Raw genomic sequence first — 11,786 nt, forward strand, 5'->3', positions numbered from 1 at the left:
GCCGACTTTTTCCTATTAAACTCTTAATTTTATCCAATACTTCCTCTAACTTTACCCATTCTAATAATCCACTCATTTAGAATCTTTAACTCTTCAGTCTTACTTTGAATTATATCAGTCTCTAACCCTATTAAATGCATTATTATTGGTCTTGTAGTCTTTAATAAAGTATGATAGAACTCATTATCATTCATAAACTCATAGTCTAATCCTAAATCTAATATTTCATTAACATACTTCATATCTTCTTTATATTCTTGTCTTGCAGTTTCATCAATTATTCTCTTACTAACTCCAGCATTTGCAAATCTAGCTGCGAATCCTAAGTCTTCTCTTAACATAGGATAGAATTCTAATAATTTATCTATTCCTTCTTGTCCGAACTTATCTTTTATTTCCTTAAGCCCTCTACCCATACCTAAAAGCTCTGGTGGCATACCTAATGTATACATTGCTCCAGTAAATGATATTGCTCTTGGTACAGCATATTCAACAGAATTATCTATACTTAATATCTCTTTCTTTAACTCTTCATCACTTACTAAGTTTGCTATATTATCAAGATTAGCAACTTCTCTATTATACTCTAATCCTGTTTTAGCCTTAGTTAATCTATCTCTATTCTTTGGAATAAAGTCAGATACAAATGAAACAGTATTTATTACTTTTAAGAACGTAGTTAAATAATGCTTAGATAATATTCCTATAAACTCCTTCATTAATGCTATATCCTCTTCTGAGAAGTTTCTAGGCTCATACATATCAACCTTCTCTTTAAGCTCTCTAGCAGCTTGTTTAGTCTCCTCTTCACCATGATCATATCTTAAGGCTGATTGGAAAGTAAATGTCTTTACTCCAGCATATGTTTGTAATATTTTATCTATATTTCTACCTGTAAAATGACCTCTAAATGGAAGAGACCCACATCCTAATATTGGAGCTACCTCTACCCCATGTTCTTTACCCCATTTATAAGCCTTATCTACAGCCATAACAACAGAAAGTACTCCTGATATTAATCCATAAGACATAGCTGTATCAGAACGTGCTATCATAAATCTTAAATAATCTATGTTATGGCCCTTTTCTTCTGATATATGATAAAATTCATCTAATATCTTATCAACGTTAACTAATGCTGGAACATCCTCTACTAATGGAATTATTCTCACACTATTTTCTTCAAATTTTACTGGATAATTCTTATTGCCTAATTCTATAACAGAATTAACTCTATCCTGGAACTCCGAAATTTCTTGTCCCGTTTCAACCATTGGAACTACAACCTCTCTAATAGCTTGTACACCAGTTAGCTGATATGCTTGTGCATTTGTTTCTACTATAGACATTATACTCATTAATTGTCTAAATACAGATTCCTTATTTGCATTTGGTATTCTAGGTGTTATTCTAACATCCTTTCCTGGAATCACATCATTACCAATTAACCCTAATGCAACTTGAGATGTTTGATGATATGGAGTTAATTTTCCCTCAAAATCTATCATTATTTCATCTATTCCAAGTCCACCTTTATCTTGAGGTGTTAACCCTTCTATAGCTTCTGCCGGCTCTTGTTGAATTGATATGTATTTTTCTACATTATCAGGATGTTGTGTCATCATTGAAGTTGGAAATTTTCTCATTTTAAATAGCCCCCTTAACTTTTTTTGCATTTTATATTTTTATTATATTTCATTTTAATATGATTTTACAATACTTTTCTATATAAAATGCAATTTTTTAAGCTTTTAACTTGCATTAGTCCGACTTATTACTGGTAAATCCGTATTATTACATATAATTCAAAACTACTTTTTTATTAATTTATATCTAAAAAAGGACAGAAAAATAGGGATATTTCTAGCGAAATTTCCCTATTTTTCTGTCCTATTGTTTTTTGTCCTATATTGTTAATCCTATTGAAGAGTAACCGTAATTAATAAAATTTTATGATGATAATTAGATTTACTCTATTTTTAATCATCAGTATAATTTAAATCAAAATCATTATAAACATTAAAAAAGCCTTTCTTTCTAAAAGAAAGGATAATTTAAAACCGTGCACCTCACTTCGACAGTAATCTATAAGCGTTACCTATGTAGTTAACTCAGGCAAGATTGATCCACGTCACACGCAGGGGCTGCTTATCGCTGCTTCCTTCCGGACCTGACGAGGTTCACAGTCTTACGTCGCGTGGGACCCGACCCTCAACATCACTTGCATAGGGCAGACCAAACAGATTAAAGCCTAGGTGAGGAATTAAATCCTGCTGTAGCGGATTGCAGGTTACAGGGCACCGCTAACTCCCCATCTAGCACGGCTATGGCGGAGAAAGTGGGATTTGAACCCACGATAGAGTTTCCCCTATACACGCGTTCCAGGCGTGCTCCTTCAACCACTCGGACATCTCTCCATACCGTAAAATAAAAAACAAATTAAAAAAATAATTTATTTTTATTTTGTACCTAGTATTGATACTTTCTCATTTTAACATAAATATTATTGTAGTTCAATAAAAAGATTTTCTTTATAATTTTTCCATAAATGAATAAAGTGGAGATGCCGTTTTTAAAAGCTACTCCACTTTATTTTCAGACATTATATAAGTTTTTTCTTACTATTTCTATTGGCTATAAATATTATTATAGCTCCAATAACTATACCAATTAAACTAATTATTTGTGCTGTTCTTAATCCAAAGAACATTAAGCTATCAGTTCTTAATCCTTCGATAAAAAATCTTCCTAATGAATAAAGAACCATATAACTACCTAAAACAATTCCATGTTGCTTTTTCTTTTTATAAAGAATAAATATTAATATTGCAAAAACAATTAGATTCCATATAGATTCATATAAGAATGTTGGATGATAATAAGTTCCATTTATAAGCATACCTTGTTGTATAAAATGCGGGAATTTACTTATAAAATCTTCTGAAACAGGTCCTCCATGGGCTTCTTGATTCATAAAGTTCCCCCACCTACCTATTGCTTGAGCTAATATAACTCCAGGAATTATTACATCAATATATTCAAAGAAATTTATCTTCTTTACTCTAGTAAATATATATGCAACTAATAATCCTCCAATAAGTCCACCATGTATTGCCATACCACCATTTCTTATATTTATTACATCCATAAATGAATGATAATTCTTATATTCAAAAGCAACGTAATATAACCTAGCACCAATTATTGCAAATGGAAAACTCCATAAGAATCCATCTGTAATAATATCAAAATCTAAGCCTTTTTTCTTTGCAAGTAGATATGATACAAAAAATGCTACTAAAACTCCGCTTGCAATAATAATTCCATACCATCTTATTGGCATTCCAAAAATTTCAAATGCTACTGGATTCATTTCCTACCTTCTCCCCTTTTGATTTAACTTTATTTTCTTCTCTCATGAAAGAATTTACTTATTAATTCGCTACACTCTTTATTATAACACCAATTTATAGTTACATAGGAATTAAAAATATCATAGTCCAAGATATTTAATATGGTTCCACAAGCTCCCATATCTTTATTAAATGTTCCTATATGTAGCTTAGATATTCTAGACTGTGCTATTGCAGAAGCACACATAGAACAAGGTTCTAACGTCACGTACATTTCAGCTCCATTTAATCGCCAATCACCAATTCTTTTACTAGCCTCTTCAATGGCTAAAATTTCAGCATGTGCTATTGCGGATTTTAAAGTCTCTTTTAAGTTATGTGACCTAGCTATTATCTCACCATCCTTTACTATAACTGCCCCAATAGGAACTTCACCTTTAGAATAAGCCTTTTTTGCTTCCTCCAAAGCAATTTCCATATAATTCATTATTTAGCTCCTCCCTTAGCTATTATGTATGTTTAACTTTTTAATTTTTATATAAACTAAAAATGGCAAATGACAAACTACTTTCTATCTTATATTTGTCACTCACCACTTTTTTATAATATTTATAATTAAAAATTAATTTATGTGTAAATTCTTACTTTTTTTATTCTGTTTTTATCTACTTCTTCTACTACAAATCTAATATTATTTAAATTTACCTCTTCTTTATTTTCTGGGAATCGTCCTAATTCACCTATTATTAATCCTCCAACAGAATCAAATTCCTCCGACTCCATATTTACTCCAATTAATTCACTTATGTCATCTAGTTTTGCACTTCCATCGACAACATATTCATCTTCTTTAATTACTTCTATTTCATTTTCGTAATCATCATATTCATCTTCTATATCGCCAAAAACCTCTTCAATTAGGTCTTCTATAGTCACTATTCCAACAGTTCCACCATATTCGTCTAGAACTACACTAATATGATTCCTTGTCTTTTTCATTTCATTAAATAATTCTTTGATTTTCTTAAATTCAAATGTATAATAAGGTTCCCTCATATAGTCAGTTACTTTAAATCCATTCTTATTTTGTCCTGCTATAATTAAGTCCTTAACATATAATATTCCAACTATATCATCTATAGTTTGATTATATACTGGAATTCTTGAAAACTGCTCTGTCTTTATAACATCTAAAACTTCTTCATAAGTTGCATTAGAATCAACTGCTACAATATCAACTCTTTGTACCATAACATCCTTAGCTTGTGAATCAGCAAAATCAAATACATTGAAGATCATTTCTTTTTCCACATCTTCAAGGACTCCTTCTTCTTCACTAACACCAACCATTGTTCTTAATTCTTCTTCTGTTATAAATGGCTCGCTGGCCTTTGGATCTCCACCTAATAATCTTATAAAACCACTTGAGATAAAAGTAAATATACCTATAAATGGTTTAAATAATTTTACTATTATGCTTATTGGCTTACTTACCCTTAATGATACTTGTTCTGATTTTTGTTTTGCTATTGATTTTGGAGTTATTTCTCCAAATATAAGCACTAATACAGTCATTACACCTGTTGCTATTCCAACACCACTTGGTCCAACTGATGAAACAAATAATGTTGTGGCTAGTGATGAAGCTAATATATTAACTATATTATTACCTATTAATATGGCTCCTAACAACTTATTCGGGTCTTCTGTTAATTTTTCAACTAATTTAGCTCCTTTTACTCCATCTTCCACCATATGTCTTATTCTTATTTTGCTTAGTGCCATAAGTGCTGTTTCTGACATTGAAAAAAATCCAGACAATACTAGTAAAATTATAAGTACTATTATCTGCCACACTTGACTGGGTTCCAAAAAAATCACACTCCTAGTAATTTAATAAAATATTTTAATATTTATTATATCATACGTTATTAGTATATGATATAATTTACCAATAAATAAACATAAAATTTACATTTATTTTCAGAAAAAATATTTAGTGTTTTTTCTGTATTTATAATATAATTTTTATACAAATATACTAATTATTTTCTATGCTTAGTATATTTATTTTATACTTAACATATTTATTTTGAGGTGATATTGTGTTTATTATTAATTTTATCAGAGGTTTCTTTATGGCACTAGCCGATAGTGTGCCTGGAGTTTCGGGGGGTACTATTGCTTTTATCTTAGGATTTTATGATGACTTCATAGGCTCATTAAATTCTTTAATATCAAAAAATAGTACAGAAGATAAGAAAAAATCTTTAATCTTCTTAATCAAATTAGGAATTGGTTGGGTAACAGGTATGATATTATCTGTACTAATATTATCTTCTATATTTGATGAACATATTTACAGTATAAGTTCATTATTTACGGGTTTTATAATAGTTGCAATTCCATTAATAATGAGAGAAGAAAAAGACTCTTTAGTTGGTAAATACAAAAATATTATATTTACTATAATCGGAGCTTTAATTGTTGGTTTAATTACATATTTTAACCCATCAGGATCTGATGGTGGATTAAACCTTTCTTTAGAGCATTTGAACTTTAGTATTGGTATATTTGTATTTATTGCTGGAATGATTGCAATTTCAGCTATGGTTTTACCTGGTATATCAGGATCAACTTTATTATTAATATTTGGACTTTATACTGGAATTATAAGTGCAATAAAAGAAGTTTTATCTTTAAACTTTTCTTACTTACCAATACTTATAATCTTTGGACTAGGGGTTATCGTAGGAATATTAAGTACTATAAAGTTAATTAAATTCCTATTAAATAAATATAGATCTGCAATGATTTACTTAATCTTAGGTCTAATGCTTGGCTCAATCTATGCAGTATTTATGGGACCTACAACATTAGAAGTTCCAAAACCTGCAATGAATCTTTCAAGCTTCAGCTGGATATTCTTCATTATAGGTGGAGTAGTAATAATAGTATTAGAAAAATCAAAAGACTTTTTAGAAAAAAAATCTAAATAGAAATATAAAAAAACGACTTACCTTAATTGGTAAGTCGTTTTTTTGCATACATGGTACTCCCAACAGGAATCGAACCTGTATCTATCCCTTAGGAGGGGACTATTCTATCCATTGAACTATGAGAGCACGCATTTTAAATTATATATTTATTTTATTACAACATTTAGTATATGTCAATTTTTTCTACTTATACTTGGGATTTTTAACGTTCTTTATTTTAACTCCATTTTCGTCAATTAAAAATGTTATTATCATATTATTATAAAAAGGTGGTCTCTTACCAACTTTAAGTCCAATTACTATTTCATATTCCTCACTACAAGGCCCATAAGTATTTACAACCTTTGCATCTATTATTTCTGATTTCTTTATACAATAAGGAGTGTCCTTTCCAAACAAAGTATATACCTCTCTGCTTATATATGGCTCTAATGTAGTTATCAATGCCATCTCTATAGCATTATCTCTTTTCTTTTTTTTCTCATTAACAGCCTTTATATATCCTGGAGTCTGTACTGGTGGTAATATTGGAAATGGATTAAACTTATAATTAGGTAACTCATTATTGTATCTCTCCAAATTATATTTATAATCTTCTACCTTCCCCCACTCTTCTAATGTATCATATTCGCTAACTTTTGAATTAAACCTTACTCTAACAGGAGCTTCATATAATTCTTTATTATTTTCAAAAAATAAATTGTCTCCGTATACTATGGCTATTAATGCTAAAGTAAGCTTTTGCCTAAATATTTTATCTCTTTTAATTGTATTACTAATACCCTCGCCATTATCAACCTCTAATGTAATAAGCAAATAATCTTTATCATCTTTTTCCCAACTTCCTAAAACTTCATCTCTAATATTATAATTAATCTGATCTAAGTCATATTTTTTTCCTATTGATAAAAACAACTCACCACTTTCATCCGAATGTGTTAATGTATACTTTCTTGGAGGTAAGAAAGTCTTTATTCCTACTTCATCTTTATAACTCACATTTAATTTTTCTGGTTGAAACCTAATCACTATACATACCTCATAAAAAAAATTCTCTCATCTTTAATTAATATATGACTTTGTACATATTTAGTTTATTAATATTTTATATTTCAAAAATATTACTTTTAACGTATATTTTATAGTATACTTTATTTATATTTAAAATTTTGAGGAGTGACAAAATAATGATAAGAACTATAATTTGGTTTATATGGTTTGTATTAAGCTTGATAATTAGTACACCGCTCATATTTAGAGTTAAATACTTAATTAAGAAAAATAGAATTGAAGAAAGTGAAGCTTTAATATATAAGTGCACTAATATCTGGGCAAATTCATTACTAAAGTTAGCTGGAGTTAAAGTTAATGTTCACGGAATAGAAAACATTCCCCAAGATAAAACAGTGTTATTTGTAGGTAATCATCAAGGTAATTTCGATATCCCAATATATATTACTCAAATTCCAAAAGTAATTGGATTTATTTCAAAAATAGAAGTTGAAAAAATTCCACTAGTAAGGACTTGGATGAACTTCCTACACTGTGTTTTTATGGATAGAAGTAATCTTAGAAAATCAGGTGAAGCAATAATCAATGGAATTAAAAATCTAAAAGCTGGACATTCAATTGTAATATTCCCTGAAGGAACTAGAAGTAAGGGCGGTCCAATAAAAGAATTTAAAGCTGGTAGCTTTAAACTAGCCACTAAGTCAAAATGCCCTATAGTTCCAGTAACTATGGATGGATCTTTTAAAATAATGGAACACGGTAATGGACCTTGGATTAAACCTGCTACTGTTAATCTTTATTTCCATCCAGCAATTGAAACTGCAAATTTAACTAAAGAAGAACAAGATATATTACCTAAAACTGTTCAAAGTATAATTGCTTCAAAAATTTCTTAATATATTTTAAAAGGTGAGTTAAAAATAACTCACCTTTTTATCTTTTAACCATATAGACATATATCTTCCTCTGAAGGAGTCTTTTCATTACAAAAAAATAGAGTACATAGGTAGACCTAACTTCCCACATACTCCATGACACAATAACACAATATTTAAAATTTAAGTAATGACTATTTCCATTGCATATTTTGAACTATTTTTCGCTAATTGTCAATTATATTTTTTTGGTATTTTTAATTTTTTTTAAAATTTCCCAATGAAAACAATACCATTTTGTCTTATTTTGAAAATAAATAAGTATTTCATATTTTACAATAAATACTTAGTGCATTAATTATATTTTTGCTATATACTTAATAAAGTCGATTGATGAGAAATAATTATTTAAATAATTTGAAATAAATAAAAAATATATGAAAAAAGAGGATACTATATGACGAATTTAACATTTAATGATTTAGGCTTAAAAGAGACTTTAGTAAAAGCTATTGATGATTTAGGTTTTACTACTCCATCTCCAATTCAAGCTGAAGCAATTCCAGTTGCCCTTTCAGGTAACGATATTATAGGTCAGGCTCAAACTGGTACAGGAAAAACAGCAGCATTTGGTCTACCTATGATAAACAACTTAAAAATTAAAAATGCTATAGGCTCAATAATCTTAGCTCCAACAAGAGAATTAGCAATACAAGTTCACGATGAATTAGTAAAATTAACTAAGTACGAAAAATTAAACATCGTTGCTGTATACGGTGGAGCACCAATTCACCTTCAAGCTAGAGATTTAAAAAGAGCTAATATAGTAGTTGGTACTCCTGGTAGAGTTTTAGACCATATAAGAAGAGGAAATTTACCTTTATCATCAGTAGAATTCCTAGTGCTAGATGAAGCTGACGAAATGCTAAACATGGGGTTCATTGATGATATGGAGGAAATAATGAAGAGCATTCCAGAAGAAAGACAAACTTTATTATTCTCTGCAACAATGCCACCTCAAATCAAGAAATTATCAAAAAAATATTTAAAAGAAGATGCACAACATATAGTTATTGCTAGAAAAGAAATGACTGGTTCTACAATCAAGCAAAACTTCTTTGAAGTTAATGGCTCTCAAAGATTAGAAGCTCTTTGTAGATTAATAGACTTTGATAATCCATCAGCAGGTATTATCTTCTGCAGAACTAAAAAAGGCGTTGATGATTTAGTTGCTGCAATGCAAGCTAGAGGATACATGGTTGAAGGTATGCATGGAGATATGTCTCAAATTCAAAGAATGAAAACTCTTGCTAAGTTCAAGAATGGTTCATTAAAATTCTTAGTTGCTACAGATGTTGCTGCTAGAGGAATTGACGTTGATGGTGTTACTCACGTATTTAACTATGAGTTACCTCAAGATATTGAATCTTATGTTCACAGAATTGGTAGAACTGGTAGAGCAGGTAGAGAAGGTACTGCTTACAGCATAATTACTCCAAAGGAATTTGGATTCCTTAAGCAAATAAGAAATGTAACTAAAGGTAATATCGAAAAAGGAAATATACCTACAGTTCAAGAAATATATAACGCTAAATTTGAATTAATGGCTAATGAAATTTCATCAATAATAGAAGCTGAAGATTATTCAAAATTTGTAGATGTTGCTACTCAATTAACTGAAAGTCACGATTCTGTTAAGGTAATTGCTTCATTACTTCAAAGTCAATTTAAAAATCAATTATCTTTTGATTATTCAAGTGATAAGCTTGAAGCTCCTGCATCAAGCAAAGAAAATGACGTTAGATTATTCTTCTCTGCTGGTAGAAGAGATGGCTTAACTATTAAGACATTAATAAACTACATAAAGAATAATGCTAAAGTTGGGGCATCTCAAATAAGAGATATCGATATAATGGAAAACTTCGCATTTGTTAATGTAGATAACACAATTCATAGACAAGTTCTTGAAAAATGTACTGGTGGAAAAATTAATAAGAGAAGAGTTAACGTTGAAGTTTCAACTAATAACAAAAAAAGAAGAAGTAATAATAGAAAAAAATCTAAATAATATAAAAAAAGATAAGGAAGTGATTACTTCCTTATCTTTTTTTTAACACCTTCAATTAAGTATTCTAAATGACTTACATCAAAATTTGATCTCTTTATCATCTTTAATCTTTCTTCTGCTCTTTGTACTGTTTCTAAAGCTTCTGAAAAATCTTTTCCCTTAATAGCACTATTTGCATATTCTATTAAATAGTCTATCTTTAATGCTATTTCCGCTAAATCTTCTCTATCATCATTAACTAAATCAATTAAAAGATCATAAACTTTTGGTGATACCTTATTTCTAGAATCCCTTAATAAGTCATTATTTCTACTAGTTATTTTAGCCATTACTTTACCTCCGAAAGTATCATATTTATTAGTTCATTTTATTATATTATAACTTATGTCTAATAAATATACTCAGAAAATATTGAAGCAAAACTTTCTATACTCATTGGATATATTCTAACCCTTTTTAGTTGGTATAAACCATCACCTATAGAACTTATTCCTCCTTGAGTAGTAGTTGCCGCTTTAATACCTAATTCTTTTTCAATTTCAATAGTTTCATCATTATATTTTCCAACAGGGTAACATAAGTAATTTGCATCCGATCCTATATTATTTCTTAGGAAATCTTGCCCCCTCTTAATTGCATCATAGGCATCTTCTCTAGATAACTTATCTAATTCTAAATGATTAGCTGTATGATTTTCTATTGACATTCCAGCTGCCTGCATCTCTTTTAACATATCTGTAGACATATAATATCCGTTATCTACCCCATCAGTTATAACAAAAAACGTAGCTTTTAATCCATGATTTTTTAATGACGGAAAAGCACTAGTATAGTTATCAGAATAACCATCATCAAACGTTATTACTACAGGTCTTTTAGGTACTTTTCCCGTTTCCATAGCTTCTAATGCTTCATCTAAATTCATTGCAGTGAATTCATTTGCTTCTAACCATGCCATTTGCTCTTCAAACATGCTTGGAGGTACTAATAAGTTATTATTAGGATCATCATCGCTTATAGAGTGATACATAAGAATAGGAATTCTAACCTCCTCTGATGCAATATTTATGTATTCAACTTCTTTTTCTTCTACTTTACTTTCTTCTTCCTTATCTTCCTCTTGATTATCTTGCTCTACATTTTCATTATCACTTTGTTGCTCCTCATTGTTAGTTATATCAGTTACCTGATTGTTTGCTTCATTTTTTCCACAAGAAACTATTCCCAAAGTTATTAACAACATAAATGATATTATGACTAAAAATTTTTTCATAATTTTTCCCCCTTTTATTTTTTATTACTCAAACAATTTTAGCTTATATAATCAATTTTGTAAATTAATCACTTTTTTATTCTTTTGAAATATTTATTTTAAAAAATTTCATTTTTATCTTTTTTTATAAATATATAAATTATTTTTCATCTTATATTTTTATATAATTATTCTTTATATTTTTTAGAAAAAATTATATTTTAATAT

Annotated in this window: 10 protein-coding genes, 2 tRNA genes and 1 other RNA gene; 3 read left to right on the forward strand and 10 right to left on the reverse strand. The window is 29.1% G+C overall.

Annotated elements, in window-relative coordinates; all coding sequences use genetic code 11:
* Positions 1 to 29: 29 nt before the first annotated feature.
* The 6 genes from ppcA to I2E98_RS13890 form a co-directional block, all read right to left on the reverse strand.
* On the reverse strand, positions 30 to 1,646 hold the full coding sequence (ppcA, locus tag I2E98_RS13865; RefSeq protein WP_195469485.1) for a phosphoenolpyruvate carboxylase: 1,617 nt from the start codon (positions 1,644 to 1,646) through the stop codon (positions 30 to 32).
* Positions 1,647 to 2,060: 414 nt separating this feature from the next.
* Positions 2,061 to 2,324, reverse strand: an RNA gene (ffs, locus tag I2E98_RS13870) — signal recognition particle sRNA large type.
* Between the two features lie 3 nt (positions 2,325 to 2,327).
* Positions 2,328 to 2,417, reverse strand: a tRNA-Ser gene (locus I2E98_RS13875).
* A gap of 185 nt (positions 2,418 to 2,602) precedes the next feature.
* Positions 2,603 to 3,373, reverse strand: a complete 771-nt coding sequence (gene lgt, locus I2E98_RS13880) for a prolipoprotein diacylglyceryl transferase (RefSeq protein ID WP_195469486.1) — start codon at positions 3,371 to 3,373, stop codon at positions 2,603 to 2,605.
* A gap of 29 nt (positions 3,374 to 3,402) precedes the next feature.
* Entirely contained in the window at positions 3,403 to 3,840 is a 438-nt protein-coding gene (locus I2E98_RS13885) for a nucleoside deaminase (RefSeq protein ID WP_195469487.1), read from the reverse strand.
* Positions 3,841 to 3,980: 140 nt separating this feature from the next.
* Entirely contained in the window at positions 3,981 to 5,225 is a 1,245-nt protein-coding gene (locus I2E98_RS13890; RefSeq protein ID WP_195469488.1) for a hemolysin family protein, read from the reverse strand.
* Between the two features lie 233 nt (positions 5,226 to 5,458).
* On the opposite strand from I2E98_RS13890, the gene I2E98_RS13895 reads away from it, so the two are divergent.
* Complete coding sequence (locus I2E98_RS13895) at positions 5,459 to 6,352, forward strand: DUF368 domain-containing protein (protein ID WP_195469489.1); 894 nt, start codon at positions 5,459 to 5,461, stop codon at positions 6,350 to 6,352.
* A gap of 51 nt (positions 6,353 to 6,403) precedes the next feature.
* Here the strand turns inward: I2E98_RS13895 and I2E98_RS13900 are convergent.
* Positions 6,404 to 6,478, reverse strand: a tRNA-Arg gene (locus I2E98_RS13900).
* A gap of 57 nt (positions 6,479 to 6,535) precedes the next feature.
* Positions 6,536 to 7,381 (reverse strand): staygreen family protein, encoded by an 846-nt coding sequence (locus I2E98_RS16365; protein WP_195469490.1) that lies wholly within the window; start codon positions 7,379 to 7,381, stop codon positions 6,536 to 6,538.
* Positions 7,382 to 7,539: 158 nt separating this feature from the next.
* On the opposite strand from I2E98_RS16365, the gene I2E98_RS13910 reads away from it, so the two are divergent.
* Positions 7,540 to 8,259, forward strand: a complete 720-nt coding sequence (locus tag I2E98_RS13910) for a lysophospholipid acyltransferase family protein (protein WP_195469491.1) — start codon at positions 7,540 to 7,542, stop codon at positions 8,257 to 8,259.
* Between the two features lie 436 nt (positions 8,260 to 8,695).
* Complete coding sequence (locus I2E98_RS13915; RefSeq protein ID WP_195469492.1) at positions 8,696 to 10,306, forward strand: DEAD/DEAH box helicase; 1,611 nt, start codon at positions 8,696 to 8,698, stop codon at positions 10,304 to 10,306.
* Positions 10,307 to 10,329: 23 nt separating this feature from the next.
* Here the strand turns inward: I2E98_RS13915 and I2E98_RS13920 are convergent, their stop codons facing one another.
* Together I2E98_RS13920 and I2E98_RS13925 are read right to left on the reverse strand one after the other, a co-directional pair.
* Entirely contained in the window at positions 10,330 to 10,635 is a 306-nt protein-coding gene (locus tag I2E98_RS13920; RefSeq protein ID WP_195469493.1) for a hypothetical protein, read from the reverse strand.
* Positions 10,636 to 10,694: 59 nt separating this feature from the next.
* Positions 10,695 to 11,579 (reverse strand): polysaccharide deacetylase family protein, encoded by an 885-nt coding sequence (locus I2E98_RS13925; RefSeq protein ID WP_195469494.1) that lies wholly within the window; start codon positions 11,577 to 11,579, stop codon positions 10,695 to 10,697.
* Positions 11,580 to 11,786: the final 207 nt, after the last annotated feature.

The organism is Clostridium sp. D43t1_170807_H7 (assembly GCF_015555905.1).
Classification (GTDB): domain Bacteria; phylum Bacillota; class Clostridia; order Clostridiales; family Clostridiaceae; genus Clostridium.

Coding starts and splice junctions, on each gene's coding strand:
- ppcA (WP_195469485.1), bottom strand. CDS start 1,646: ATGAGAAAATTTCCAACTTCAATGATGACACAACATCCTGATAATGTA.
- lgt (WP_195469486.1), bottom strand. CDS start 3,373: ATGAATCCAGTAGCATTTGAAATTTTTGGAATGCCAATAAGATGGTAT.
- I2E98_RS13885 (WP_195469487.1), bottom strand. CDS start 3,840: ATGAATTATATGGAAATTGCTTTGGAGGAAGCAAAAAAGGCTTATTCT.
- I2E98_RS13910 (WP_195469491.1), top strand. CDS start 7,540: ATGATAAGAACTATAATTTGGTTTATATGGTTTGTATTAAGCTTGATA.
- I2E98_RS13915 (WP_195469492.1), top strand. CDS start 8,696: ATGACGAATTTAACATTTAATGATTTAGGCTTAAAAGAGACTTTAGTA.
- I2E98_RS13920 (WP_195469493.1), bottom strand. CDS start 10,635: ATGGCTAAAATAACTAGTAGAAATAATGACTTATTAAGGGATTCTAGA.
- I2E98_RS13925 (WP_195469494.1), bottom strand. CDS start 11,579: ATGAAAAAATTTTTAGTCATAATATCATTTATGTTGTTAATAACTTTG.